Consider the following 24,805-nt stretch of genomic DNA (forward strand, 5'->3'; position numbering starts at 1 on the left):
CGTACTCCGGCTGCTAGATCTTCGGCTGCTGCTGGGTGATGCAGTGGATGCCACCACCCCCGGCAAAGATCGTACGGGCGTCGACGAGGGTGACGGTCCGCTGGGGGAACAGCCGCCGGAAGATGCCCGCGGCCAGCTCGTCGTGCGGGTCGTCGAAGGAGCACAGCACGACGCCGCCGTTGCACAGGTAGTGGTTGATGTACGAGTGGTCGACCCAGCCGTCGTCGTCGGCGAGTGCGGTGGGCGCGGGCACCTCGACGATCTCCAGGGTGCGGCCGCGGGCGTCGGTCCGCCCCTTGAGTACGCCGATGACCTCGCGGCTGACCTCGAAGTCCGGGTGGGCGGGGTCCTGTTGGGAGTGCACGAGGACGACGCCGGGGGCGGCGAAGGCGGCGACGATGTCGACGTGGCCGAGGGTGCCGAAGCCGTGGCCGGGGTAGTCGGCGGTCAGTCCGCGGGGCAGCCAGAGGGCCTTGCGGGTGCCGAGCCGGGCGTGGATCTCGGCCTCGACCCGCTCCCTGGTCCAGCCCGGGTTGCGCTCGGGGCCGAGCTGCACGGTGTCGGTGAGCAGGACGGTGCCCTCGCCGTCGACGTGGATGCCGCCGCCCTCGTTGACCAGCGGCGAGGAGTGCACGGGGGCGCCCGCGAGGTCCGCGACATGGCGGGCGATCTTCGCGTCGTGATCCCAGCGGGCCCACTCCTGGGCGCCCCAGCCGTTGAACACCCAGTCCACGGCGGCGAGCCGGTCGCCGTCACGGACGAACGTGGGCCCGATGTCGCGCATCCACGCGTCGTCCAGGTCACGCTCGACCAGCTCGAAGCCGTCACCGAGGAGCGCGCGGGCGGACGCGCTCTGGCCGGTGCCGACGACCATGGTCACCGGCTCGAAGCGGCGCACGGCACGGGCCACGGCGGCCCAGGCGGCGCGGGCCTCGCCGAGCTCCTCCTCCGTACTGAAGGTGGGGTTCGGCCCCGGCCACGCCATCCAGGTGCGCTCGTGCGGCTCCCACTCGGCGGGCATGCGGACGTTCATGGGTGCGGTCCTCACAGGAAGTACAGGCGGTTGAGGGAGACGGAGTCGGCGGGCTCGGAGCGCAGCGCGGCGCCGTCCAGGGTGACCAGGCCGGAGCGCTGGTCGACGTCGACGGTGCCGGTGCGGGAGTTCAGGCGCAGGTCGGCGGGGCCGATCCCGCGGGTGCCCCGGACGGCGACCCGGCGCCGCCGCGTGGGCATCGAGTCGCGGCCCTGCTCGACGGCGGCGCGCGCGACGAACGCGACGGAGATGTCGGCGGGCGTCGCGCCGTACGCGCCGAACTGCGGCCCGAGCACGAGGGGTTCGCAGGTGTCGGTGGCCGCGTTCGGGTCGCCGACGACGCCGTACGCGGGGAAGCCGGACTTCAGCACCAACTGCGGCTTCGCGCCGAAGAATTCGGGGCGCCACAGCACGATGTCGGCCATCTTGCCGACCTCGATGGACCCGACCTCGTGGGCGAGGCCGTGGGCGATGGCGGGGTTGATCGTCAGCTTGGCCACGTACCGAAGGACACGGCCGTTGTCGTCGTGCGGACCGTCGCCCGCGGTCGGGCCGAGCTCGGCCTTCATCTTCCCGGCCATCGCGAAGGTCCTGCGTACGGTCTCACCCGCGCGCCCCATGCCCTGCGCGTCCGAGGACGTGATCCCGATGGCACCGAGATCGTGCAGCACGTCCTCGGCACCCATGGTCCCGGCACGGATCCGGTCCCGCGCCATGGCGGCGTCGCCCGGCAGGTCGGTCTTCAGGTCATGGACCGACACGATCATGCCGTAGTGCTCGGCGACGGCATCGCGCCCGAAGGGCAGCGTGGGATTGGTGGAGGAGCCGATGACGTTCGGCACGCCCGCCATCTTCAGTACGTTCGGTACGTGGCCGCCGCCGCACCCCTCGATGTGGAAGGCGTGAATGGTCCGCCCGTCGAGGACGCTGAGGGTGTCCTCGACCGACAGACACTCGTTCAACCCATCACTGTGCAGGGCGACTTGGACGTCGTGCTCCTCGGCGACGCGCAGCGCCGTGTCCAACGCCCGCGTGTGGGCGCCCATGTCCTCGTGCACCTTGAAGCCGGATGCCCCGCCCTCGGCGAGCGCCTCGACCAGCGGGGCCGGGTCGGACGACGAACCGCGCCCCAGGAAGCCGATGTTGACCGGCCAGGCATCGAAGGCGCCGAACGCGTGCTTCAGCGCCCACGGCGAGTTGACCCCGACGCCCCACACCGGCCCGAACTCCTGGCCGATGATCGTGGTCACACCGGAGGCGAGCGAGGCCTCCATGACGCGCGGCGACAGCAGGTGGACGTGGGTGTCCACGGCTCCGGCGGTAGCGATCAGCCCCTCACCGGAGACGATGGAGGTGCCGGTGCCGACGACCACGTCGACGCCGTCGAGGGTGTCCGGGTTCCCGGCCCGCCCTATGGCGTGGATCCGCCCCTCCCTGATCCCGATGGACACCTTGCGGATGCCCTGCACCGCGTCGATCACCAGCACATTGCTGATCACGACGTCACAGGTCTCACGGACGGCGGCGGCCTTCAGATGCAGACCGTCCCGGGCGGTCTTGCCGAACCCGGCGAGGAACTCGTCGCCGTGCCGCTGCGAGTCGGACTCGACGCGCACGACGAGCCCGGAGTCACCGAGGACGACGCGGTCGCCGGCGCGGGGGCCGTGCACGGAGGCGTACTCGTGGGGGTCCATTACTTGGCCTCCTCGGGGGAATCGGCGCCCAGGTAGCCGCAGGCGGCGGCCCTGCTCAGGGCCTCCTCCTTGGCGCCGGGGGCATCCAGCGGCCCGTCGACGAGACCGGCGAAGCCGATCGCGACCCGGTCGCCGCCGATCGGTACGAGCCCGACCTCGGCCGTGTCCCCGGGGCCGAAGCGCACGGACGACCCGGCGGGCACGCACAGCCGCATGCCGTAGGCGGCGGCGCGGTCGAAGTCGAGCCGGGGGTTGGCCTCGAAGAAATGGAAGTGCGAGGTCACGCTGACGGGCACGGTGGCGGTGTTGTGCACGGACACCGTGACGTCCGGCTCCCGCTCCGGCGTGGGCGGCGCGGGCCGCAGCGCGCCGGGCGCGTCAGGGCCGAGCGAGCCGCCGCCGATCGGATCGGCGACAACGGCGAGCCGCGACCCATCATCAAACACAGCTTCCACATGCACCTCGGTGACGACGTCCGCGACGCCCGGAAGGACGTCGTCGGGGCCGAGCACCGAGCGCGCCCGCTCGATGGCCTCGGCGAGCCGCGCCCCGTCGCGGGCGGCCTCGCACACCGTGTCGGCGATCAGGGCGGTCGCCTCCGGGACGTTCAGCCTGAGGCCGCGCGCCCGGCGGGCCCTGGCCAGCTCGGCCGCGCCGAAGAGCAGCAGCCGGTCACGCTCCGTGGGGGTCAGTCGCACGCCGCCACCTCGTATCCATGGGTCACATTTAGAACATCACTCTAACCCTAGATTACGCAGGAAACCCAGATTACGCAGATCGAAACCATTGACGCCCGACTGCGGCGTGCCCCAGATTGAACGACACTCAAACACTTGTGAGAGGGCACCCTCATGCCGATAGAACAGCGCGGAGTCGACACCATCCCCGAAGAGGAACGCACCAGCGGCCCCCGGGACGTGGTCTCGATCCTCCTGGGCTCCAACCTCTGCCTCGGGGTGATCGTCTTCGGCTGGCTGCCGGTGTCGTTCGGCCTGAACTGGTGGCAGTCGGTGACCTCCGTGGTGGCGGGCACTCTGATCGGCACGGCGCTCACCGCGCCGCTCGCGCTCGTGTCGCTGCGGACGGCCACGAATCTGTCGACGTCGTCGGGCGCGCAGTTCGGCGTCCGGGGCCGTCTCGTCGGCTCGGTCGTCGGGCTCCTCCTCTCCCTCGGCTACACCGCGCTGACCATCTGGATCGGCGGTGACGTGATGGTCGGCACCCTGCACCGCCTGGTCGGCCTGCCGGCGGGAGGCTTCTCCTACGGCGTGGTCTACACAGTGCTCGCGGCGGCGACGGTGGCCGGGGCGGTGTACGGCTACCGGGTGCTCCTGCGCCTCTCCCGGATCCTCGCCGTCGGCATGACCGCGCTGCTCGTGCTCGGCGTGGCGGCGTACGCGCCCGACTTCGGCACCGCCGCGCTGCCCGACGCGGGCGGGTACGCCCTTGGGTCGTTCTGGCCGACGTGGCTGCTCGCGCTCGTCGCCGCGGGGCTCTCCGGGCCGATCGCCTTCATCACGCTGCTCGGCGACTACACCCGCTACGTCTCGCCGGTCCGGCACTCGCCCCGTCGTGTCCTGCGGGCCACGTGCGTGGGGCTGACGGCGGGGCTGCTCGTGCCGCAGCTCTTCGGGACCTTCACCGCGTACGCCGCCGGGGCCGCGCTCGACTACGCCGAGCCGCTGGTGTCGGCGGCGCCCGGCTGGTACCTGCTCCCCCTCCTCCTCGCCGCGTCCGCCGGGTCCGTCGGCAACGCCGGGCTGATGCTGTACTCCATGGGGCTCGACCTCGACGCGATCGTGCCGCGGGCTTCGCGGGCGCGGGCCACGTACGTGGTGGCCGTGGTCGCCACCCTCTGCGTGTTCGTGGGGCACTTCGCCTGGGAGGCGCAGGATGCGATGACGTCGTTCGTACTGCTGCTCACGGCGATCGGGACGCCGTGGGCCGTGATCACCCTCATGGGGTTCGTACGGTGCCGTGGGGTGTACGACGCCGACGCCCTCCAGGTCTTCAACCGCCGGTCCCGGGGCGGGAGTTACTGGTACCGGGGCGGCTGGAACCCGTGGGCCACGGCGGCGTGGGCCCTGGGCGCGACCGTCGGCCTCCTGGCCGTCTCCCTCCCCTCTTACGAGGGCCCGCTCCTGGCCCTGACGGGCGGGGTGGACTGCAGCTTCTTGCTGTCGGGGGTGGTGGGTGGTGTCGCTTACGCGATGTCCCCCAACCCCGCCCCTTCCCGGCTGTAACAATTTGCGGCTCCGCCGCGTGGGGGGCTCCGCCCCCGGACCCCCGAATCGGCCTGAACGGCCTCGTCCTCAAACGCCGGACGGGCTAAAGACCAGCCGCACAGGCAAGGGGTTTCAGCCCGTCCGGCGTTTGAGGACGAGCCGCGAAGCGGCGATTGCGGGGAGAGGGGCGCAGCCCCATGTATGCCGGGGGCCCGGGGGCGGAGCCCCCGGTTTCGGGAAGGGGCGGGACTGGGGAAAGCCCCGCAGGGCCAACCACCTCACCCCACCTCCAGCACAGCCTTCCCATGCAGCCTCCGCCCCAGCAACGCCTCCACCGCCACCCCCGCGTCCCCCCAAGACCCCCGCCACGCCTCCCCCGCATCAAGCCGCCCCCCGGCAACCTCCCCCGCCAGCCACTCCAAATCCCGCCCAAGCCCACCGCACCCCAACAGATGGAAGCTCACGACCGCCCGATCGTGCCGCCCCTGGTCCCCGTACATCACCCCGTGCGGAAAGTGCTCGTCATCCCCACCAGAGTGCCCCACAGAGACCAACACCCCGCCCTCCCCCAACTTCTCGTAAGCGGCGACGAGTTGCCGCCCACCGACCAGATCCACAACCCCGTCGAGGGCCACCTCGACCTCACCGGGGTCACCCACGACGGCATGCGCCCCCAACCCCCGCAGCAACTCCCCCCGCCCACCCGGATCCCCCGTCGCGGCCACCACATACGCACCACCCCGCCGCGCAAGCTGCACGGCATACCGCCCGACACCCCCCGTCGCCCCGGTGACCAGCACCCTCCGCCCGAGCAGCGGCCCCACCCGGTGCAGCGCCCGCAACGCACTGGCCCCCGCGACGGGGATCGTGCTGATGGCCCCGAGGTCGGCCCCCTCCGGCACCACCCCCATGAACTGGGTGTCCACGGCCCGGAGTTCGGCCCACCCCCCGGCCCCGCCGAGGGTCACCACGGGGCTACCGACGGCGGGCCCGGAGCCGTCGGCGGCGGCCCGCTCGACGTACCCGGCGGCGTCCCAGCCGAGCACGGCGCCCGGCTCCGCGTCCGGCACCATGCCCGCGACCTCCCCGTAATTGAGGGAGGTCGCGGCGACCCGGACGAGCGCCTGGTGCGGGGCGGGTTCGGGGTCGGGCGCGGAGCCGAGGCGGAGTCCGGCGAGGGCGGAGGGGTCGACGACGAGAGCACGCATGACGAAGTCACCTTTCACGAGGCACGACAAATCAGACAGGGCAGCACGCAGCAGGGCAGAGCCCAGCGCGCAGCAACGCACGGCACAGCGACGCAGGACACCGCGACGCAAGGCACCGCACAGCAGCCACCCCGAACCGGGGCTCAGCCATAGTGCCACTCAGTGGCACAAGCCATCAAGAGGCATTGGCTACCGAGCTACACTCCCCGCATGGACACCGCCCGCCCCACCGCCCAGCTCCCCCTGCGCGAGCGCAAGAAGCTCCGCACCCGGCAGGCGCTGGTCGACACCGCCCTGGAGCTGTTCACGGAGCGCGGTTTCGACGGCGTCACGCTCGACGAGCTCTGCGAGGCCGTGGAGGTGTCCAAGCGGACCTTCTTCCGCACGTTCACCAGCAAGGAAGACGTGGCCTGCGCGCCGCTGCACGACATGTGGACGGCGTTCCTCAAGGAGCTGGAAGAGCCGCCGGGCGACGCCGGTCTCCCCGTCTTCGATCTCCTCCGCGACACCCTCCTGCGCACCCTGACCCGCATGCCCGCCGACGACTGGCCGCACCGCGTCCTGCTCAGCCGGCGCCTCGCCGAGCGGACCCCGTCCATGGACGCCCACGGCCTGGCCTTCTGCGACCGCACCAGCCGCACCGTCGTCGACACGCTGCTGCGCCGCTTCGACCTCGGCGGGACCCCCTACGAGGACCTCGTCCCTCGCCTGACGGTCGACGTCCTCGTGGCCGCCTTCCACCGGGCACTGGAGATCTGGACGGCCGGGGCCGGGGACACGCCGCGTACCGCCGAAGACCTCGCCACCGCCGTGCGGACCGCGTGCGCCGCCGTCCCCGCGAGCCTCGCCCTGCCCGCCCGCCCGCGCCCCGTCCCGTAACCGGACAACGCAAAAGCCGGACCTGGCAGTTCTCACTGCCGGGTCCGGCCTTGGGAGGAGAGGGCGCTCGCTCAGGCTCGCTCAGCCGAGGCGGTGCATCCAGCCGTGCGGGTCCGCCGCCACGCCCCGCTGGACGTCAAGGAGCGCGTCGCGCAGCTTCATGGTCACCTCGCCGGGGCTGCCGGCGCTCTGCACCCACTCGCCGCGGGCGGACTTGACCGTGCCGACCGGCGTGATGACGGCGGCGGTGCCGCAGGCGAAGACCTCCGTGAGGGTGCCGTTCGCGCTGTCGGTCTGCCACTGGTCGATGGAGACGCGGCCCTCCTCGGCGGTGTAGCCGAGGTCGCGGGCGACGGAGAGGAGGGAGTCGCGGGTGATCCCGGCGAGGAGGGAGCCGGTCAGCTCGGGGGTGACGATCTTGTCTCCGTACACGAAGTACAGGTTCATGCCGCCCAGTTCCTCGACCCACTTGTGCTCGACGGCGTCGAGGTAGGCGACCTGGTCGCAGCCCTTCGCGGCGGCCTCGGCCTGGGCGAGCAGGGACGCGGCGTAGTTGCCGCCGGTCTTGGCGTCGCCCATGCCGCCGGGGACGGCGCGCACCCGGTCCTCGGAGAGCCAGATGGAGACGGGCTTCACGCCACCGGGGAAGTAGGCTCCGGCGGGCGAGGCGATGACGATGAAGAGGTACTCGTTGGCGGGCTTCACACCGAGCCCGGTCTCCGTGGCGATCATGAACGGGCGCAGGTAGAGCGACTCCTCGCCGCCGTGTGCGGGCACCCAGTCGATGTCCTGGCGGACCAGTTCGTCGCAGGCCGCGAGGAACGTCTCGACGGGCAGCTCCGGCATGGCCATGCGGCGCGCGGAGGCCTGGAAGCGCCGCGCGTTGGCCTCGGGGCGGAACAGGGCGACGGAGCCGTCGGGCTGGCGGTAGGCCTTCAGGCCCTCGAAGATCTCCTGCGCGTAGTGCAGGACGGTCGTGGCCGGGTCGAGGGAGAGCGGGCCGTAGGGCACGAGCTGGCCGTCGTGCCAGCCGCGGCCCTCCGTCCAGCGGATGGTCACCATGTGGTCGGTGAAGTGGCGGCCGAACCCGGGGCTGGCCAGGACCGCCTCGCGCTCCGCGGCGGAGACCGGGGTCGAGGAGGGCTTGAGCTCGATCGTGGGCGTCGTCATGGTTGCGTGTCCTTCACCGGTTTTGTGTGTGACGGACCGCGCGCGGACCCGTACGCCCGCATCCCTCGCGGTGTCCGGGCACGTCGCCGTGACGCGGTCCCACGTTCGATTATCGCCCGTGGGACGACCTGGACGAAACGGCGGTCGCGGCGGCCCTGGGTTCGATGGTGACACCCGGTGGCCGCAAACGAGAAGCCGCCGGGTGCTGGTGCGACCCGGCGGCTTGCTGTGACGAAGCGGTGACCGGCGGATCAGCCCGCCGCGCGTACGGCGAGCGCGTCGCCGATCTCGTCGGTCGTGCGAGGTGTCTCCCCGCGCCCGCCGAGGTCGGCGGAGACGGCTTCCTCGACACGGATCGCCTCGTTGTCGTACCCGAGGTGACGCAGGAGGAGGGCGACGGACAGCACGGTCGCCGTCGGGTCGGCCTTGCCCTGGCCCGCGATGTCGGGCGCCGAGCCGTGCACGGGCTCGAACATCGACGGGAACTCGCGGCTCGGGTTGATGTTGCCGGACGCGGCGACGCCGATGCCGCCGGAGACGGCCGCGGCGAGGTCGGTGATGATGTCGCCGAAGAGGTTGTCGGTGACGATCACGTCGAAGCGGGCGGGGTCCGTGACGAGGTAGATCGTCGCGGCGTCCACGTGGATGTAGTCCGTGGTGACCTCGGGGAACTCCTCGGCCACCTTGTTGAAGACGTTCGTCCACAGGTGACCCGCGAAGGCCAGCACGTTGTTCTTGTGCACGAGCGTCAGCTTCTTGCGCGGGCGGGCCTGCGCGCGGGCGAAGGCGTCGCGGACGACGCGCTCCACGCCGAAGGCCGTGTTCACGGAGACCTCGGTGGCGACCTCGTGCGGGGTGCCCTTGCGGATCGTGCCGCCGTTGCCGGTGTAGGGGCCCTCGGTGCCCTCGCGTACGACGACGAAGTCGATCTCGGGCTGGCCCGCGAGCGGCGTGGCCACACCCGGCAGGAGCCGGGACGGGCGCAGGTTCACGTGGTGGTCGAAGGCGAAGCGGAGCTTGAGCAGGAAGCCGCGCTCCAGGACGCCGGAGGGGACCGAGGGGTCGCCGATGGCGCCGAGCAGGATCGCGTCGTGCTGCTTCAGGTCCGCGAGGTCGGCGTCGGTGAGGGTCTCACCGGAGGCGTGATAGCGGCGGGCCCCGAAGTCGTACTCCTTGGTCTCCAGCTTCACATCCTGCGGGAGGACGGCGTTGAGGACCTTGAGCCCCTGGGCCACGACTTCCTGGCCGATCCCATCTCCGGGGATCACTGCGAGATTGATGCTGCGAGACATGACAGCACCGTACTCCTCGTCCCATCCAATGACATTCGCCGTCCGCCATACGGACAAGGCTGGTTCCGCCCCACGGGCCCCACGGGGGCGCCACCACATGGACACCCTCTCTTCACCCGTACGTCTGGCGCGAGTTGGAAGTTACTGGGAAGTTCCCTGGACATGGACACCCCCAACCTCGGCATCCCCGAGCAGCTCGCCCAGCGGATGAGCATGCCGGAGCAGCACGAATACCTCCGTAGCAAGCTCTCCCGGCGCAAGGTGCTCGCGAGTTCGTTCGCCACGGCGGGCGTCGCGGGCGGCATCGGCCTGCTCGCGGGCAGTTCGGGCAGCGCGTACGCCGAGCGCCCCACCGCCACGTCCCCGCTCGCGGCCCCGCGCGGTCCGGTGAAGGTGGACGGGAAGCTCGTCGCGCCGTTCGGCCGCCATCTCGCCTTCGGCGCCGACCCGAAGACCCAGATGCGGATCTCCTGGCAGGTGCCGTTCGCGGTCAAGTCGCCGTACGTACGCGTGGGCCTGAAGCCCTGGGAGCTGAGCCAGAAGATCGAGGCGGAGGTGCGCGACCTGCACACGCCGTCGCTGTCGAAGAAGCTCCCGAAGGTCGAGCAGTACTACCTGCACGCCGCGCTCGACGGCCTGAAGCCCGGCACGACGTACTACTACGGCGTCGGCCACGACGGCTTCGACCCGGCGTCGCCGGAGCGGATGGCCACGCTCGGCTCGTTCCGCACGGCGCCCGCGCGGCCGGAGAAGTTCGTCTTCACGGCCTTCGGCGACCAGGGCGTGAGCTACGAGGCGCTGGCCAACGACCAGTTGATCCTCGGCCAGAACCCCGCCTTCCATCTGCACGCGGGCGACATCTGCTACGCGGACACCACCGGGCACGGCAAGGAGGGCGACAAGTACGACGCCCGCGTGTGGGACCAGTTCCTCGCGCAGACCGAGTCGGTGGCGAAGTCCGTGCCGTGGATGGTGACGACCGGCAACCACGACATGGAGGCCTGGTACTCGCCGAACGGCTACGGCGGCCAGTCCGCGCGCTGGTCGCTGCCCGAGAACGGCTTCGACGCGAAGAACGCGCCGGGCGTCTACTCGTTCCGCTACGGCAACGTCGGCGTCGTGGCCCTGGACGCGAACGACGTCTCGTACGAGATACCCGCGAACAAGGGCTACACGGACGGCAAGCAGACCGCCTGGCTCGACAAGCGCCTCGGCGCGCTGCGCGCCGACAAGGACATCGACTTCCTCGTCGTCTTCTTCCACCACTGCACGTACTCGACGGCGACGCACGGCTCCGACGGCGGAGTGCGCGACGCCTGGCTGCCGCTGTTCACCAAGCACCAGGTGGACCTGGTGATCAACGGCCACAACCATGTGTACGAACGCACCGACGCCATCAAGAACGGCGAGGTCGGCAAGCCGGTGCCGGTCGGCGCGTCGACCGATCCGACGCGCGACGGCATCGTGTACGTCACCGCGGGCGGCGCCGGCAAGGACCTGTACAGCTTCCCGGTCGGGGTGAAGGACAGCTACGAGGGCCACGAGAACGACGAGGGGACGATCCTCACGTTCCACTGGACCAAGCTGCGCCTGCCCGACCCGGACACGGTTCAGTGGTCGCGGGTGCGCTACACCGGCTTCTCGTTCCTCGCGGTCGAGGTGACGACCGGAACGAGTCCGAAGCTCACGGTCTCGGCGCTCGCCGAGAGCGGCGAGCGCGTCGACCACTTCGAGATCGAGCGCCGGAAGTAGCGGAGCGGCAGTACAGGAGAGGCGGGGCTCAGTGCCCCGTCTCGCCGCCGTTGTCCCTGCGGTCGAGGGCGCGCTGGAGGGCGGCGGCGGCGTTCTTGCGCTCGGACTCGGTGGGGCGGATGGAGTGGCGGACTCGGCGGGCGGTCGTCTCGGCCATGGGACATCGACTCCTTAGATCGGGCATCCGGGAGTGCGGATCCGCGCACGCACGAAGCCGTGCGCGAAGAGGGGGGTTACGAGACGCCGGAAGAGGCGGGGAGCGTGGGCCGCAGGGTTCGCCTGCGCGGGGCCCGGCTCGCAGCCGCCTTCGCTTGATCGAGCGAGACGTTCGGCTCCTACAAAGCTAAGACAGCTTCGGCCACTTGTCTCTACGGTTACTCGGACTTCCTACTATCTGAGACGACTATCGCTGGAGCGGCCGACCCGGCTTCCGCTTCCGGGCGGGCCCGCAGCGCCCGCAGTTCCCGGATGAGCGCCCGGACAGCAAGCGATCCGGCCTGCTCAGGGGTGGTGACATAGCCCACGGAGCGGGTCGGCCGGTCCGGCCCGAGATCGCTGATCCGCACCGTGGGCGGCGCTCCGGTCAGGGACAGGGCGGGCATGATCGCCATGGCGTGCCCGGCGCTGACCATCGCGAGCACCGTCCCGTCGTCCTCGGTCCGCGTGCTCGCCTTGGGGATCCAGTCCTGGCTCGCCCACCAGTCGCGGGTGTACGAGGTGCAGTTCTCGGCCCAGTCGGCGAGCGGCAGGGAGCGCGGGTCGGGGTGGCCCGCCGGATGCACGAAGGAGTACGGCTCCTCGACCAGCACGCCGCCGACCAGGCCCGGCGGGATCGGCGACGTGGTGCCGATGGTCGCGATCCCGATGTCGGCGCGCCCGTCGGCGACCTCGCCCGCGGTGCCGCGGCCCAGTTCGCGTACGACGCTGACCTCGGGCTCGATGCCGGGGTGGCGGGCGCGCAGCGCGGCCAGGGCGGGCGGCAGCAGGTGCAGGGCCGCGCTCCGGAAGGCGGCGATGCGCAGGGGCCCGGTGAGTGTGGCCGCCCCCGGGCCTTCGCCGACGTCACCGCCCGCCGCCCCGCGCGCCTCGGCGGCGAGGATCTCCAGGAGCCGCAGCACACGGCGCGCGTGGGCGACGGCGCGCTCACCCGCGGGCGTGGGCGTGGCGCCCCCGCGCCCGCGCTCGAAGAGCACCGCGCCGAGCTTCCGCTCCGTGCCGCGCACCGAGTGCGACACCGCCGACTGGGTCAGGCCCAGGTCCCGCCCGGCGCCGGAGAAGCTGCGTGCCTGCGCGACGGCGACGACGACCCGCAGTTCGTGCGGGGCGAGATCGTGCTCTGCCACCTGTTCCCACCTCGTCGTATGAGGCGCGCTCATGGTTCGGCGCGTTCCATGAGCCGAACCCTCTGCCGCGCCCGCGCATTCCCCGCCTACCGTCTGCGCCATGAACGACCTCTCCGGCGCCCGCGCCCTCACCGTCCACCAGACCGCCCGCCCGCACGGCTTCCCCACCCCCGCGGACTTCGCGTTCGTGGAGTCCGCGGTGCCCGAGCCCGCGCCCGGCACGGCCCTTGTGGAGAACCTGTACTGGTCCGTGGACCCGTACCACCGCGAAATGATGGACGGCGAGTTCGAGCTGAACGCGCCGCTCGAAGGCCGCACGATCGGCCGCGTGACCGCGTCCCGGACCCCGGACCTCGCCGAGGGCGAGATCGTCTTCCACCGGCACGGCTGGCGCACGCACACCCTCGTCACCCCCGAGGAGGTGCGCCGCCTTCCGCGCTTCGACGGGGTGCCGCTGTCGGCGTACATGAGCATCCTCGGCGGCACCGGCCTGACCGCGTACGTGGGTCTGACCCGCGTCGCGAGGCTGCGCGAGGGCGAGGACCTGTTCGTCTCCGCGGCGGCGGGCGGCGTGGGCACGGCGACCGGGCGGCTCGCCCGGGTCATGGGCGCGCGGCGGATCGTGGGCAGCGCGGGTTCGGCGGCGAAGGTGTCGTACCTGAAGGAGCACGTCGGCTACGACGACGCCTTCGACTACCACGAGGGCCCGGCCGCGGCCCTGCTCGCGAAGGCCGCTCCCGACGGCATCGACGTGTACGTCGACAACGTGGGCGGCGAGCAGCTGGAGGCGGCGATCGAGGGCCTGCGGGAGTTCGGCCGCATCGTCCGCATCGGCACGGTCGCCCAGTACAACGACCCCGAGCCGCTGTCCGCGCCCCGCAACCTCACCGAGATCGTCGAGAAGAGCCTGCGCATGGAGGGCTTCCACGTGCGCAACCACCGTGATCTGCAAGAGGAGTTGTACGAGTACGTGGTCCCGCATCTGCAGAGCGGCCGCATCGGCCTCGACGAGACGATCGTGGACGGCTTCGACCACATCGTGGACGCGTTCCTGGGGATGCTGCGGGGGCGGAACGTGGGGAAGATGATCGTTCGGGCGGCGGGGGCGGAGTAGCGCCGAGAGGTGGCCCGGGGCCTGGCCGGGGGCCTGCCGGGGCCTGGCCGAGGGCCTAGAAGACGTCCCCGTCCCGCCAGTCGATGAACAGCGGGTGCGCCGCGTCGAGGTCGGCGTGCCACAGCATCGGCGGGTCCTCGTCCGGCATCGGCTCGACGCCGTTCGGGCCGAGGGTGCCGACGGAGCCGGTCCAGGTCACCCAGCCGTGCGCGCGGTACAGCTTCTCGCCCTCGTCGGACGGCGAGAGCGCGCCCAGGTCGTAGGCGCGCGCGACGATTCCCTCCAGCGCGTCCATGATCTGCCCGCCGAGCCCCAGTCGCTGCCGGTCGGGGCGCACGGCGACGGCCTCGACGTAACCGGCGCGCAGCGAACGGCCGTTGTGCAGGATCCGGCGCTGGACCACGGAGCCGTGGGCGAGCAGTGTGCCCTCGCGGTCGTGGACGAAGGCGTGCATGCCGCCGAGGCCGTGCGTCCAGTCGTCGTCGCTGAAGTCGCCGTCGAAGGCGAGGTCCATGAGCGCGCGGGCGGCGCCGAGTTCGGCGGGGGTGGCGTCGGCGGTGTGGGCCGTACGCAGCACGGTCCCTTCGGGGGTACGTGGGGTGGTCACGGGCTCACCGTACTCAGGCGCCATTTGAGTACGCATCCCGATTATCGGGGGGCGCGTCCGGCGGCAGAGTCGACGGCATGAACGGTTCCTCTGCTTCGCCCGGATCCGCGGGGATCGCCGAGTCGGCCGGGTCCGACGGATCGGCCGGGCACACGGGGCCCTCCGGCTCGCCCGGCTCACCCGACTCGCCTGGCTCTTCCGGCTCTTCCGGCTCTTCCGGCTCTTCCGGCTCTTCCGGCCTGGGCCTGTACGCCCTCAAGCCCTGGTACGCCCGGAAGCTGTCCGGCGTACGCGGCGCGCTGGCCCGCCGCGAGGTGTCGCCGGACACGCTGACGGTGGCGGGCGTGGCGTGCGCGGCTGGCGCGGCGGCGGCCCTCGCCTGGCTGCCGGACCTGCTGCGCCCCCAGTCACCAACCCTCGTGACGACACTGCTCACGACCCTCACGGTGACGGTACTGCTGGCCGCGCGCCTCGCGTTCGCAAATCTCGACGGCGCCCTGGCCCGCGACACCGGCCGCACGACGCGCCGCGGCGCCCTGCTCAACGAACTGGGCGACAGGGCGGCCGACTTGGTGATGCTGGCGGGCTTCCTGCCGCTGGCCCCCTTGTGGCTGGTGGCGACGGCGGCCCTGGCGGCCACTCTCCCCTCCTGGGTCTCCCTGGCGGGCGCGGCGGCGGGCGCGGGACGCCTCAACGGCGGCCCGGTGGGCAAGACGGAACGCTGCGCCCTGGTGATCGTGGCGGCGGCCACCGGCTGGTGGACGCCGATCCTCGTGGCGGTGGCGGCGGGCTCGGTGCTGACGGCGGTGACGCGGGGCGTACGGCTGTGGCGGGAGCTGGGCGGCAAGGCCCCGGCTGCGCGGGGGGAGTTGGGGATCCGATGAGTGTCGCGATGCTCGCGGGCGAGGCGGCCGCACGGGCCGTGCCCGTGGTGGCCGGGGTGCTCGGTGCGGGCGGGGTGGCCGTGGCCGCGCTGCCGGCGCGGGTGCGGATGCGGGCCGAGTTGCGCAGGCGGTGGCGTACGTGGGCGCTGGCCGCGCCGCTGTTCCTCGGGGCGTTCTGGGCGGGCCCGGCGGGCGCGTTCGTGCTGGCGGCCGGGCTCGGGGCGATCGCGGTCGGCGAGTACGCCCGCATGGCGGCCCTGCCGCGCGGCGAGCGCGCGGTGCTGTGGGCGGCGGCGGTGCTGCTCCCGGCGGCGGCGTGGGGCGTGCCGGACGTACTAGACGTACGAACCGCGGGCGCCCTGCTGGTCCTGGCGGCGCTCCCCTCCCTCCTCTCCGGCGACGCGGCCCACGGCTTCACCCGCACCTCCCGTACCGTCTTCGGCCTCCTGTGGATCCCGTTGTCCCTGACCGGCCTGGTCCTGCTCGGCGACACGGCGGTCGCGGTGGGCGTGGCGGTGGCGTTCGGCGACGTGGGCGCGTGGTGCGGCGGCACGGCCCTGGGCCGCCGGGGCCCGCTGGCCCGCCCCCTCTCCCCCCTGTCCCCCAACAAGACCTGGGCGGGCGTACTCGGCTCGGCCGCGGCAACTGCCGCCGCCCTGGCCGCAGTAGACGCCTTCACCCCCCTCCTCTGGGCAGCGGTCCTGTCCGGCTGCGTACTGGGCGACCTACTGGAGTCCATGGTCAAACGCGAGGCGGGAGTAAAGGACGCAGGCACCTGGCTCCCAGGCTTCGGCGGCCTACTGGACCGCATCGACTCCTTGCTCCTGGCACTCCTGACGACGATGGCGGTGACCTTGTGAGCACGCCTACAACAACGAGGAATCAGCCCGTCCGGCGTTCGAGGACGAGCGTGAAGCGCGATCGGCGGGAGCTGTCCGCGCTCCTACGCCGAGCCCTCTGGTGGACCCTGCTGACCCTCACCGGAGGTGTCTCCCGCAAAGGCCACCTCCCCAAGGGCGGCTGCGTGGTGGTCGCCAACCACACCTCCCACGCGGACACAGCAGCGCTGCTCGCGGCCCTGGACGCCCACCACGCCCCCACCATCGCCGCGGCAGCGGACTACTGGTTCGCCTCCCCCTGGCGGAGCCGAATCTGCTCCCGCCTGGCAGCGGGCTTCCCCGTACGCCGCACAGGCGGCGGCATGGACGACCTCCTGGCCAAGACGGACGCCCTGCGAGCGGGCCGCGCGGTGGTCCTGTTCCCGGAGGGCACCCGCGCCAAGGAGGGCGAGCTGGGCGCGTTCCACAAGGGCGCCCTGGTCCTGGCGAGCCGGGCGAACGTACCCATCGTCCCCGTCGGCATCGCGGGCACCGACCGCCTCCTCCCGAAGCACGGAAAACTCCGCCCGTCCCTGGTCCGCGTACACATAGGAACCCCGCTCCCGCCGAAGGCGACCCCCGAGGAGGCCCGGGACGCGGTGGCGGCCCTGCACCGCAGCACGACCGAGGAACCCCTGAAGGACTCCCGCACCCGCAAGCGAATCGCCCGCATCCTCACCTCCCGCTGGGGCCTCCCCCTGGCCTTCGCCTGGGCGTTCGCGGAGGCCCTGAGCTGGCCGCTGATGCCGGAACTGCTCCTGGCGGTGGCCTGCGTGGCGGTACCACGCCGCGCCCTGAAACTGTCCCTGGCGGCCCTGGCAGGCACCCTCGCGGGCGGCGTACTGGCGCTCCAACTGGCCGCATCGGGAACGAACTTGCCGCACCCCCTCACCACCGACCGCATGCGCGCGGAAGCCCACCAACAACTGACCGCCGAATCCGCCTCGGCAGTCCGCCACCAGCCCTGGAACGGCATCCCCTTCAAGGTGTACGCAGCCACCGCCGGCAAAGCCGACGTCCCCACCCCCGACTGGCTGACCCACTCCGCCCAGGCCCGCGGCACCCGCACCCTCACGGTAGCCCTGACCTGCGCCACCTTCGGCTTCCTCGCCCACCGCCTACGCCGCTTCTACACCCTCTACCTGACCCTCCTGACCACGGGTTTCACCATCGGCCTGACCTTGATCGTGACGAACTGGAGCTGACGTACGCCTCCCGCCCCCTGTCCCCCGCCGCCCCCGCCCGGCACACTCAGAACCATGTCTGATACCGAACAGAGCAAGCCGGAGACCGGACACGCCGAGCGGCACGACGGGCGGTGGGCGCCCATTCATGGGCAGCCCTATCGCTCCGTTCCGTACCGACCCGCGCGCATGGCGGCGGCCGAATCCCTCGCGCACGCGGCCGAGTTGAGGGAGCGGATGGATCAGCGGCGCACGGTGCGGCAGTTCTCGACTGATCCCGTGCCGCCGCAGGTGGTGCGGGACGCCATCGCGTGTGCGGCGACCGCGCCTTCGGGGGCGCATCAGCAGCCGTGGACGTTCGTGCTCGTGCAGGATCCGGACATCCGCCGCCGGATACGGGAGGCGGCCGAGCACGAGGAGCAGATCTCGTACGACGGGCGGCTCGGCGAGGAGTGGCTGGCGGCGCTGCGGCCGCTCGGGACGGACGAGGTGAAGCCGCATCTGACGGACGCGCCCGCGCTGATCGTTGTTTTCCAGCAGCGCTACTGGTTGGGGGACGACGGCACGAAGCACAAGCACTACTACGTCGACGAGTCGGTGGGCATCGCCGTGGGGATGCTGCTGTCCGCGCTGCATCTGTCGGGCCTCGCCGCCCTTGTGCACACGCCGAGCCCGATGCGGTTCCTGTCCGAGGTGCTCGGGCGGCCGGAGAACGAGAAGGCGTTCGCCGTCGTCCCGGTCGGCTATCCGGCTCCGGACTGCGAGGTCCCCGACCTCGTACGCAAGTCCCTGGATCAGGTCCTGGTGGAGGTGTAGTCGGAGGTGTAGCCGCGCGCGGCGGGCAGGTGCGGATACGACACCGCCCCCGGCTGGGGTGGGGCCCTGGCCGGGGGCGGGGATCAGTGGGGGGCGAAGCCCCGGAGGGAGCCAGGTCCGGTGGGGACCGGGCTCCCGGCGGGCGTCAGCCCATGTGCGGGTAGGAGTAGTCCGTCGGCGGGACCAGCGTCTCCTTGATGGCTCGCGTCAGCGTCCAGCGCTGCAGGTTCTGCGGGGCGCCGGCCTTGTCGTTCGTGCCGGAGGCGCGGCCGCCGCCGAAGGGCTGCTGGCCGACGACGGCGCCGGTCGACTTGTCGTTGATGTAGAAGTTGCCCGCGGCGTAGCGGAGCTTCTCCATCGTGTACGCGGCCGCCGCGCGGTCGCCCGCGATGACCGAGCCGGTGAGGGCGTAGTCCGACGCCGACTCCATCTGGGTCAGCATGTCGTCGTACTTGTCGTCCTCGTAGACGTGGACCGCGAGGAACGGGCCGAAGTACTCGGTCGTGAAGACCTCGTTGGCCGGGTCCGAGCACTCGACGACGGTCGGGCGCACGAAGTAGCCGACGGAGTCGTCGTACGTGCCGCCCGCGACGATCGTGCAGGAGGCGTCCGCCTTGGCACGGTCGATCGCGGCCTTGTTCTTGGCGAACGAGCGCTCGTCGATGACGGCGCCGATGAAGTTCGACAGGTCGGTGACGTCACCCATCTTGATGCCGTCGACCTCGGCCGCGAACTCCTCCTTGAAGCCCGAGTTCCAGATGGAGGCCGGAACGTACGCACGCGAGGACGCGGAGCACTTCTGGCCCTGGAACTCGAAGGAGCCGCGGGTCAGCGCGGTCTTCAGGACGGCGCGGTCGGCGCTCGGGTGGGCGACGACGAAGTCCTTGCCGCCGGTCTCGCCGACGAGACGCGGGTACGTGCGGTACTTGCCGATGTTCTCGCCGACCGTCTTCCACAGGTGCTGGAAGGTGGCCGTCGAGCCGGTGAAGTGGATGCCCGCGAGGTCACGGTGGTGCAGGGCGACCTCGGAGACCGCGATGCCGTCACCGGTGACGAGGTTGATGACGCCCTTGGGCAGGCCCGCCTCCTCCAGGAGCTGCATGAGCAGCACGGCGGCGTGCGTCTGCGTCGGGGACGGCTTCCACACGACCACGTTGCCCATCAGGGCGGGGGCGGTGGGCAGGTTGCCCGCGATGGCCGTGAAGTTGAACGGCGTGATCGCGTAGACGAAGCCCTCGAGCGGGCGGTGGTCCAGGCGGTTCCAGACACCGGTGGAGTTCGCCGGGGGCTGCTCGGCGAGCAGGTCACGGGCGTACTTCACGTTGAAGCGCCAGAAGTCGACGAGCTCGCACGGGGTGTCGATCTCGGCCTGCTGGGCGGTCTTGGACTGGCCGAGCATGGTGGAGGCGGCCAGCGTCTCGCGCCACGTCGTGGACAGCAGCTCGGCGGCGCGCAGGATGATCGCGGCACGGTCGTCGAAGGACATCGCGCGCCAGGCCGGAGCGGCGGCCAGGGCGGCGTCGATCGCGTCCTGGGCGTCCTGCTGCGTGGCGCCGCGGCCGTTGCCGATGACGGCCTTGTGGTTGTGCGGCTGCACGACCTGGAAGGGCTCGCCGCCGCCGAGGCGCTTGACGCCGCCGATCGTCATCGGCAGCTCGATGGGGTTCTCGGACAGCTCCTTGAGCTTGACCTCGAGCCGGGCACGCTCCGGGGAGCCGGGGGCGTAGCCGTGGACCGGCTCGTTGACCGGGGCGGGGACCTGAGTTACGGCATCCATGGGTTCCGATGCTCCTTATGTGCGAGGTGCGTACTGCGAAGTTGGGGGGTCTCGGGACGGGGCCGGGGCTCAGCCCTTGGTGAGGATCGACCGGCCGAAGAACAGCAGGTTCGCCGGCTTCTCCGCGAGACGGCGCATGAAATAGCCGTACCAGTCGGTGCCGTAGGCGGTGTACACGCGCATCCGGTGGCCTTCGGCGGCGAGCCGCAGGTGCTCGTCGCTGCGGATGCCGTACAGCATCTGGAATTCGTACTCGTCCAGTTTGCGCCCGGCGCGGCGCGCGAGCTCCTGGGTGATGGCGATGAGGCGCGGGTCGTGGGACCCGATCATCGGGTACCCCGAGCCCTCCATGAGGATCTTCAGGATACGGACGTACGCCTTGTCGGTCTCGGCCTTCTCCTGGTACGCGACGGAGGCGGGCTCCTTGTAGGCGCCCTTCACGATGCGTACGCGGCTGCCGTTGGCGGCCAGCCGGCGGGCGTCGTCCTCGGTGCGGAAGAGGTAGGCCTGGATCACGCAGCCCGTCTGCGGGAAGTCCTTCCGCAGCTCCTCGTGGATGGCGAACATCGAGTCGAGGGTGGTGTGGTCCTCGGCGTCGAGCGTGACGGTGGTGCCGATCGCGGCGGCGGCCTCGACCACGGGGCGGACGTTCGCGAGGGCGAGCTCGTGGCCGCCCTCCAGCGCCTGTCCGAACATCGACAGCTTCACGGACATCTCGGCCTTGGTGCCGAGGCCGAGGTCCTTGAGCCGGTCGATGAGCTCCAGGTAGGCGTCGCGCGCGGCGTAGGACTGCTCGCGGGTCGTGATGTCCTCGCCCACCACGTCCAGGGTGACCTCGAGGCCCTTGTCGGCCGCGGCCACGACGATCGGCACCACCTGGTCGACGGTCTCACCGGCGATGAACCGGTCGACGACCTGCTTGGTGCCCGGCGCCGCCGACACAAAACGGCGCATCTGGTCACTGCGCGACGCGGCAAGGATCACGGGACCCAGCACGGGCACCTCCACGGGAGTACGAGCGAGTGCCGCACCGACCACTTTTGTCACAGGTTCGGTACGACACGGAGAACCACCGTGAAACTTAAGGATCGCTCCGATCCTGAGCCATCGACACCTGTCACGCATCCGTGTGCTGGATCTCAGACATATGTATGAGGGCAGGTCGGAACTGCGTGAGAATGGGTTGCGTACGGAGAGGGTGCGGGGACGCGAGTGCTTCGTACGGAGCACGAATGACGCGTACGGAGATGGCGCGAGCGAAGGGCGGCGGCGGGTGAAGGGTGACTACCAGGAACTGGTCGACGAGATCTCGGCCCTGCTCGGCGCGCCCGCGACCCTGGAGAACCGCGACTTCGAGCTGATCGCCTTCGGCGCGCACGACGGCGGCGACGGCCTGGACGCCCCCGACCTCGACCCGGTCAGGACCCGCTCGATCCTCACGCGCCGCTCCACGGCCCAGGTCCGCGCCTGGTTCGAGAGCTTCGGCATCACGCGCGCGACCCGCCCGGTCCGCATCCCGCCGACCCCGGAGGAAGGTGTGCACCGCGGCCGGGTCTGTCTTCCGGTACGCCACCGGGGGTTCGCCCTCGGCTACGTCTGGCTCCTCGACGACGAGCCGGGGCCCACGGAAGCGCAGCTCACCGCCGCGATGGAGGTGGCCGCGCGGATCGGCGCGCTGCTCGCGGACGAGGCGCAGGCCGGCGCCGACCTGACCCGGGAGTTCCGGGCGGCCCTGACGGCGGAGCGCGGCTGGCAGCGGGACATGACGGTGGCGGCGCTGCGCACGGCGCTGGGTCCGCGCGCGGACGGGCTGCACGCGGTGGTGTGCGTGGCGCCTTGGCGGTCTCCGGGCGTCGGCTCCGGCCCCGGCTCGGGCTCCGGTTTCGGCCCCGGCTCCCGGACCGCCGCCGACCCGGACGACGTCCCCGCACTGCGGACGGTCCCGGGGGCCACCGCGCTGTGCGCCGTCCCGTGGGGCACGGCCGGGCAGTCGCTCGCGGTCCTGGTGCGACTGCGCTCGGCGGACGCCCTGACGCCGGCGCTGACCGTGGCGTCCCGTCTTGTGGAGTCGGCGGGGCAGGGGGCCGCGGCCGGGGTGGCCGGGGCGCGGCGCGGGCTCGACGAGCTGGGGGCGGCGTGGGGGGAGGCGACGGCGGCGGCGCGCGCGGCGCTCGCGGAGCCGAGGTTCGCGCCGCTCGCGCGGTGGTCGGACATCGGCCCCTACCGGCTGCTCACGGCGCTGCCCCCGGACGCGGCGCACGACGCGGTGGCCCGCGAGCTGCTCTCCCCCGCCCACCGCGAACTCGCCCGCACCGCCGAGGTGTTCCTCGACCGCGCGGGCCAGGCGGGCCGCGCGGCGGCCGAACTGGGCATCCACCGCCAGACCCTCTACTACCGCCTCTCGCGCGTGGAACAGCTCACGAAGCTGGACCTGGACGAGGGCGAGGACCGGTTGCTGCTGCACATGATCCTGAAGGCGTCACGACTGTAAGAGCCGGGCAGCAGAGGCGCGTTGGGAGCCCCGCACCACAGCCGTCTCAGGCCCCGCCCGCCCGGCCGCCCGCCCCGTCACCGGCCGCGTCGGCCCGCTCCATCACCCGCCGCAGCCCCTCCGTCAACTGCGCCGCGTCCGTCGCCGACTCCGGGTCGAAGAGCCACTGCACCATCAGCCCGTTGAGCAGCGTCGTATAGAGCCGCCCCTCCGCGTCGAGGACGTCGTCGCCCAGCGTGTCCTCGTCCACATCGAGCAGCACCGCGGCGAGCCCCGCCCGCCCCTCCCGCTGCGCCTTGGCGACGAGTTCGCGCACTCCGGGCAGCCGGTCGCCATGGGTGACGAACTCCAGGCTGAGCAACCACACCCCGCGCGCCTCGGGGAACGTACGAATGACGTTCCCCCACACCTCCTGGAACCGCTCAAGGGACCCGCCGGACGCCGCGCCCGCGTCGCCCACCGGGTCGAAGGCGTCGCCGATGGACTCGATGAGCGCGATGTAGGCCTGCGCGAGCAGGGCGTCCTTCGAGCCGTAGTGGTAGCCGATCGACGCGAGATTCGTGCCCGACTCCTTGACGATGTCGCGCGCCGTCGTACGCACGAACCCCTTCTCCAGCAGGCAGCGCTTGGCGCCTTCCAGCAGATCCTCACGGTGTCCCATGCGCCGACTCTACCCAGAATCCAGACACCCGTCCCATACGCACGTCCCATACACACGTCCAAAACATTCGTCCTAGACAACTGTTTTATACGCCCGTACAGTTCCGGGGCATGGCTACGAACCCGATGCCCGACCCCGCACGCGCGGGCCGCAAGGAGTGGACGGCGCTCGCCGTCCTGATGCTGCCGCTGCTGCTCGTCTCGATGGACGTCTCGGTCCTCTACTTCGCGATCCCCGCGATCAACGCGGACCTGGAACCGACCGGCACCCAGCAGCTCTGGATCTTCGACATCTACGCGTTCGTCCTCGCCGGACTGCTCATGACCATGGGCTCGCTCGGCGACCGCGTGGGCCGCCGCCGGCTGCTGCTGTTCGGCGCGGCGGCCTTCGGCGCGGCATCCCTCACCGCCGCCTACGCCGACAGCGCCGAACTCCTCATCGCCGCCCGCGCGGTCCTCGGCATCGGCGGCGCCACCCTGATGCCGTCCACGCTCGCGCTGGTCCGCACCCTGTTCCGCGACGCCGGGCAGCGCGCGACGGCCATCGGCATCTGGTCCGGCGTACTGGTCGCCGGTGTCGCGCTCGGCTCCGTACTCAGCGGGCTGCTCGTCGAATTCTTCTGGTGGGGCTCGGTGTTCCTGGTCAACCTGCCCGCGATGGCGCTGCTCCTGCTGCTCGCGCCGGTGCTCATCCCGGAGTCCAAGGACCCGAGTCCCGGCCGCTTCGACCTGCTGAGCGTGCCGCTGTCGATGGCCGCGGTGCTTCCCGTCGTGTACGGCCTCAAGGAGATCCCCTCCGAGGGCGTGCACGTGGAGTACGTCGTCTCGGTCGCCGTGGGTCTCGTCTTCGCGGCCCTGTTCGTACGCCGTCAGCACACCGCCGCGTCCCCGCTGATCTCCCCCGCCCTGTTCCGCGGGGCGCGCGGCTTCGGTCCCGCCGTCGTCCTGAACCTCGTCTCGTCCTTCGCGATGATGGGTTCGGCGTACTACACGACGCAGTATCTGCAGTCCGTGCTCGGCAAGAGCGCGATGGAGGCCGCGTTGTGGGCGCTGCTGCCGTCGGTCCTCATCGGCTGCGCGGCGCCGGTCGCCACGGCGCTGGTGCGGCGGGGCACGGACCGGGCGTATGTGGTGGCGGGCGGCTTCGCTCTCTCCGCGTGCGGGTACGGTCTGCTGTTCGTCGCGGACACCGACGCCCTGTGGACGGTTCTTGCCGGGGCGGGGGTGCTCGCCTGCGGCGCCGTCGTCGTCGGTTCGCAGCTGACCGATCTGGCGCTCGGGTCTGCGCCCGCGGAGAAGGCCGGGGCGGCGTCTTCGCTCCTGGAGACCGGGCAGGAGTTCGGTGGGGCGCTGGGGATGGCGGTGCTCGGGTCTATCGGGACGGCTGTGTACCGCGACGAGATGCCTGCGGGGGTGCCGGAGGGGGCTCGGGAGACGCTGGGCGGCGCGCTGGCCGCCGCCGGCCACCTGCCGTCACCGGCGTCCGAGGCGCTTGTCGCGGCGGCGCGGTCTTCGTTCACCAGCGGTATGCATGTCGCTGCGTTGGCGGGGGCGGGGGTGCTGCTGGCGGCGGCGGGAGTGGCGTGGGTGGCGCTGCGCGGGGCTCCCCAATCCCGCCCCTTCCCGAAACTGGGGGCTCTGCCCCCAGACCCCCGCTCCTCAAACGCCGGAGGGGCTGAATATGTGCCGGTGCGGCAGGGATCCAGCCCGTCCGGCGATTGAGGACGAGCCGCGGAGCGGCGATAACGGGGGTCCGGGGGCGGCAGCCCCCGGTTTCGGGAAGGGGCGGGGTTGGGGA

At 71.8% G+C, this 24,805-nt stretch carries 22 protein-coding genes; 10 read left to right on the plus strand and 12 right to left on the minus strand.

Annotation, left to right across the window (positions count from 1 at the left end):
- Positions 1 to 13 precede the first annotated feature (13 nt).
- From IEY91_RS36525 to ureA, 3 genes are read right to left on the minus strand one after another with little or no spacing between them, the layout of a single operon-like run.
- The gene (locus IEY91_RS36525; RefSeq protein WP_189177220.1) at positions 14 to 1,033 is read right to left on the minus strand and encodes an agmatine deiminase family protein; all 1,020 of its coding nucleotides are present in this window, start codon (positions 1,031 to 1,033) and stop codon (positions 14 to 16) included.
- Between the two features lie 11 nt (positions 1,034 to 1,044).
- Positions 1,045 to 2,727, minus strand: coding sequence for an urease subunit alpha (locus IEY91_RS36530; RefSeq protein WP_164320244.1), 1,683 nt, complete (start codon positions 2,725 to 2,727; stop codon positions 1,045 to 1,047).
- Complete coding sequence (gene ureA / locus IEY91_RS36535; RefSeq protein WP_189177221.1) at positions 2,727 to 3,425, minus strand: urease subunit gamma; 699 nt, start codon at positions 3,423 to 3,425, stop codon at positions 2,727 to 2,729. Before ureA ends, IEY91_RS36530 begins: the two co-directional genes overlap by 1 nt.
- 153 nt (positions 3,426 to 3,578) lie before the next feature.
- Here ureA and IEY91_RS36540 point away from each other — a divergent pair, with 153 nt between their 5' ends.
- The gene (locus tag IEY91_RS36540; RefSeq protein ID WP_189177222.1) at positions 3,579 to 4,970 is read left to right on the plus strand and encodes a cytosine permease; all 1,392 of its coding nucleotides are present in this window, start codon (positions 3,579 to 3,581) and stop codon (positions 4,968 to 4,970) included.
- Between the two features lie 260 nt (positions 4,971 to 5,230).
- On the opposite strand, the gene IEY91_RS36545 is transcribed toward IEY91_RS36540, so the two are convergent.
- Positions 5,231 to 6,160, minus strand: a complete 930-nt coding sequence (locus IEY91_RS36545; protein ID WP_189177223.1) for a zinc-binding dehydrogenase — start codon at positions 6,158 to 6,160, stop codon at positions 5,231 to 5,233.
- Between the two features lie 210 nt (positions 6,161 to 6,370).
- Between IEY91_RS36545 and IEY91_RS36550 the strand changes: the two genes are divergently transcribed.
- The gene (locus tag IEY91_RS36550; protein ID WP_189177224.1) at positions 6,371 to 7,039 is read left to right on the plus strand and encodes a TetR/AcrR family transcriptional regulator; all 669 of its coding nucleotides are present in this window, start codon (positions 6,371 to 6,373) and stop codon (positions 7,037 to 7,039) included.
- Between the two features lie 81 nt (positions 7,040 to 7,120).
- Here the strand turns inward: IEY91_RS36550 and IEY91_RS36555 are convergent, their stop codons facing one another.
- Both IEY91_RS36555 and IEY91_RS36560 read right to left on the minus strand, forming a co-directional pair.
- A complete protein-coding gene (locus IEY91_RS36555) occupies positions 7,121 to 8,209 on the minus strand; it encodes a branched-chain amino acid aminotransferase (protein WP_164320258.1) in 1,089 nt (362 codons plus the stop codon).
- Between the two features lie 251 nt (positions 8,210 to 8,460).
- The gene (locus IEY91_RS36560) at positions 8,461 to 9,501 is read right to left on the minus strand and encodes a 3-isopropylmalate dehydrogenase (RefSeq protein ID WP_189177225.1); all 1,041 of its coding nucleotides are present in this window, start codon (positions 9,499 to 9,501) and stop codon (positions 8,461 to 8,463) included.
- A 162-nt stretch (positions 9,502 to 9,663) separates the two neighbouring features.
- Here IEY91_RS36560 and IEY91_RS36565 point away from each other — a divergent pair, with 162 nt between their 5' ends.
- On the plus strand, positions 9,664 to 11,253 hold the full coding sequence (locus tag IEY91_RS36565) for a purple acid phosphatase family protein (protein WP_189177226.1): 1,590 nt from the start codon (positions 9,664 to 9,666) through the stop codon (positions 11,251 to 11,253).
- Between the two features lie 28 nt (positions 11,254 to 11,281).
- Here the strand turns inward: IEY91_RS36565 and IEY91_RS42445 are convergent, their stop codons facing one another.
- Positions 11,282 to 11,410: a hypothetical protein gene (locus IEY91_RS42445; protein WP_268240948.1), complete on the minus strand. Its 129-nt coding sequence runs from the start codon at positions 11,408 to 11,410 to the stop codon at positions 11,282 to 11,284.
- Positions 11,411 to 11,627: 217 nt separating this feature from the next.
- Complete coding sequence (locus IEY91_RS36570; protein WP_164320264.1) at positions 11,628 to 12,629, minus strand: LysR family transcriptional regulator; 1,002 nt, start codon at positions 12,627 to 12,629, stop codon at positions 11,628 to 11,630.
- Positions 12,630 to 12,696: 67 nt separating this feature from the next.
- On the opposite strand from IEY91_RS36570, the gene IEY91_RS36575 reads away from it, so the two are divergent.
- Positions 12,697 to 13,710, plus strand: a complete 1,014-nt coding sequence (locus tag IEY91_RS36575; protein ID WP_189177227.1) for an NADP-dependent oxidoreductase — start codon at positions 12,697 to 12,699, stop codon at positions 13,708 to 13,710.
- Positions 13,711 to 13,765: 55 nt separating this feature from the next.
- Here IEY91_RS36575 and IEY91_RS36580 read toward each other — a convergent pair whose 3' ends face one another.
- On the minus strand, positions 13,766 to 14,317 hold the full coding sequence (locus tag IEY91_RS36580; protein ID WP_229697468.1) for a GNAT family N-acetyltransferase: 552 nt from the start codon (positions 14,315 to 14,317) through the stop codon (positions 13,766 to 13,768).
- Positions 14,318 to 14,394: 77 nt separating this feature from the next.
- Here IEY91_RS36580 and IEY91_RS36585 point away from each other — a divergent pair, with 77 nt between their 5' ends.
- Genes IEY91_RS36585 through IEY91_RS36600 form a run of 4 tightly spaced genes read left to right on the plus strand, consistent with a single transcriptional unit; the run spans position 14,395 to position 18,079 of the window.
- Entirely contained in the window at positions 14,395 to 15,201 is an 807-nt protein-coding gene (locus IEY91_RS36585) for a CDP-alcohol phosphatidyltransferase family protein (protein ID WP_229697469.1), read from the plus strand.
- On the plus strand, positions 15,198 to 16,061 hold the full coding sequence (locus tag IEY91_RS36590; protein WP_189177229.1) for a phosphatidate cytidylyltransferase: 864 nt from the start codon (positions 15,198 to 15,200) through the stop codon (positions 16,059 to 16,061). The genes IEY91_RS36585 and IEY91_RS36590 overlap by 4 nt, the downstream gene beginning before the upstream one ends.
- A gap of 50 nt (positions 16,062 to 16,111) precedes the next feature.
- Complete coding sequence (locus IEY91_RS36595) at positions 16,112 to 17,284, plus strand: lysophospholipid acyltransferase family protein (RefSeq protein ID WP_189177230.1); 1,173 nt, start codon at positions 16,112 to 16,114, stop codon at positions 17,282 to 17,284.
- Between the two features lie 54 nt (positions 17,285 to 17,338).
- Positions 17,339 to 18,079: a nitroreductase family protein gene (locus tag IEY91_RS36600; protein ID WP_189177231.1), complete on the plus strand. Its 741-nt coding sequence runs from the start codon at positions 17,339 to 17,341 to the stop codon at positions 18,077 to 18,079.
- Positions 18,080 to 18,224: 145 nt separating this feature from the next.
- Here the strand turns inward: IEY91_RS36600 and pruA are convergent, their stop codons facing one another.
- A complete protein-coding gene (gene pruA, locus IEY91_RS36605; RefSeq protein WP_189177232.1) occupies positions 18,225 to 19,856 on the minus strand; it encodes an L-glutamate gamma-semialdehyde dehydrogenase in 1,632 nt (543 codons plus the stop codon).
- Positions 19,857 to 19,925: 69 nt separating this feature from the next.
- On the minus strand, positions 19,926 to 20,852 hold the full coding sequence (locus tag IEY91_RS36610) for a proline dehydrogenase family protein (RefSeq protein WP_164320273.1): 927 nt from the start codon (positions 20,850 to 20,852) through the stop codon (positions 19,926 to 19,928).
- Positions 20,853 to 21,129: 277 nt separating this feature from the next.
- Here IEY91_RS36610 and IEY91_RS36615 point away from each other — a divergent pair, with 277 nt between their 5' ends.
- Positions 21,130 to 22,347, plus strand: a complete 1,218-nt coding sequence (locus tag IEY91_RS36615) for a PucR family transcriptional regulator (RefSeq protein ID WP_229697470.1) — start codon at positions 21,130 to 21,132, stop codon at positions 22,345 to 22,347.
- Positions 22,348 to 22,393: 46 nt separating this feature from the next.
- On the opposite strand, the gene IEY91_RS36620 is transcribed toward IEY91_RS36615, so the two are convergent.
- Positions 22,394 to 23,008 (minus strand): TetR/AcrR family transcriptional regulator, encoded by a 615-nt coding sequence (locus tag IEY91_RS36620; RefSeq protein WP_189177234.1) that lies wholly within the window; start codon positions 23,006 to 23,008, stop codon positions 22,394 to 22,396.
- A 110-nt stretch (positions 23,009 to 23,118) separates the two neighbouring features.
- Between IEY91_RS36620 and IEY91_RS36625 the strand changes: the two genes are divergently transcribed.
- Positions 23,119 to 24,729 (plus strand): MFS transporter, encoded by a 1,611-nt coding sequence (locus IEY91_RS36625; protein ID WP_189177235.1) that lies wholly within the window; start codon positions 23,119 to 23,121, stop codon positions 24,727 to 24,729.
- Positions 24,730 to 24,805 lie beyond the last annotated feature (76 nt).

The sequence above is a fragment of the Streptomyces lasiicapitis genome (assembly GCF_014646335.1).
In the GTDB taxonomy this organism is placed as follows: Bacteria; Actinomycetota; Actinomycetes; order Streptomycetales; family Streptomycetaceae; genus Streptomyces; species Streptomyces lasiicapitis.

What these genes read in the sequence shown, in the direction of transcription:
- IEY91_RS36525 (WP_189177220.1), bottom strand. Translation starts at nt 1,033, where the DNA reads ATGAACGTCCGCATGCCCGCCGAGTGGGAGCCGCACGAGCGCACCTGG.
- IEY91_RS36530 (WP_164320244.1), bottom strand. Translation starts at nt 2,727, where the DNA reads ATGGACCCCCACGAGTACGCCTCCGTGCACGGCCCCCGCGCCGGCGAC.
- IEY91_RS36540 (WP_189177222.1), top strand. Translation starts at nt 3,579, where the DNA reads ATGCCGATAGAACAGCGCGGAGTCGACACCATCCCCGAAGAGGAACGC.
- IEY91_RS36545 (WP_189177223.1), bottom strand. Translation starts at nt 6,160, where the DNA reads ATGCGTGCTCTCGTCGTCGACCCCTCCGCCCTCGCCGGACTCCGCCTC.
- IEY91_RS36550 (WP_189177224.1), top strand. Translation starts at nt 6,371, where the DNA reads ATGGACACCGCCCGCCCCACCGCCCAGCTCCCCCTGCGCGAGCGCAAG.
- IEY91_RS36555 (WP_164320258.1), bottom strand. Translation starts at nt 8,209, where the DNA reads ATGACGACGCCCACGATCGAGCTCAAGCCCTCCTCGACCCCGGTCTCC.
- IEY91_RS36560 (WP_189177225.1), bottom strand. Translation starts at nt 9,501, where the DNA reads ATGTCTCGCAGCATCAATCTCGCAGTGATCCCCGGAGATGGGATCGGC.
- IEY91_RS36565 (WP_189177226.1), top strand. Translation starts at nt 9,664, where the DNA reads ATGGACACCCCCAACCTCGGCATCCCCGAGCAGCTCGCCCAGCGGATG.
- IEY91_RS42445 (WP_268240948.1), bottom strand. Translation starts at nt 11,410, where the DNA reads ATGGCCGAGACGACCGCCCGCCGAGTCCGCCACTCCATCCGCCCCACC.
- IEY91_RS36570 (WP_164320264.1), bottom strand. Translation starts at nt 12,629, where the DNA reads ATGAGCGCGCCTCATACGACGAGGTGGGAACAGGTGGCAGAGCACGAT.
- IEY91_RS36575 (WP_189177227.1), top strand. Translation starts at nt 12,697, where the DNA reads ATGAACGACCTCTCCGGCGCCCGCGCCCTCACCGTCCACCAGACCGCC.
- IEY91_RS36585 (WP_229697469.1), top strand. Translation starts at nt 14,395, where the DNA reads ATGAACGGTTCCTCTGCTTCGCCCGGATCCGCGGGGATCGCCGAGTCG.
- IEY91_RS36590 (WP_189177229.1), top strand. Translation starts at nt 15,198, where the DNA reads ATGAGTGTCGCGATGCTCGCGGGCGAGGCGGCCGCACGGGCCGTGCCC.
- IEY91_RS36600 (WP_189177231.1), top strand. Translation starts at nt 17,339, where the DNA reads ATGTCTGATACCGAACAGAGCAAGCCGGAGACCGGACACGCCGAGCGG.
- pruA (WP_189177232.1), bottom strand. Translation starts at nt 19,856, where the DNA reads ATGGATGCCGTAACTCAGGTCCCCGCCCCGGTCAACGAGCCGGTCCAC.
- IEY91_RS36620 (WP_189177234.1), bottom strand. Translation starts at nt 23,008, where the DNA reads ATGGGACACCGTGAGGATCTGCTGGAAGGCGCCAAGCGCTGCCTGCTG.
- IEY91_RS36625 (WP_189177235.1), top strand. Translation starts at nt 23,119, where the DNA reads ATGGCTACGAACCCGATGCCCGACCCCGCACGCGCGGGCCGCAAGGAG.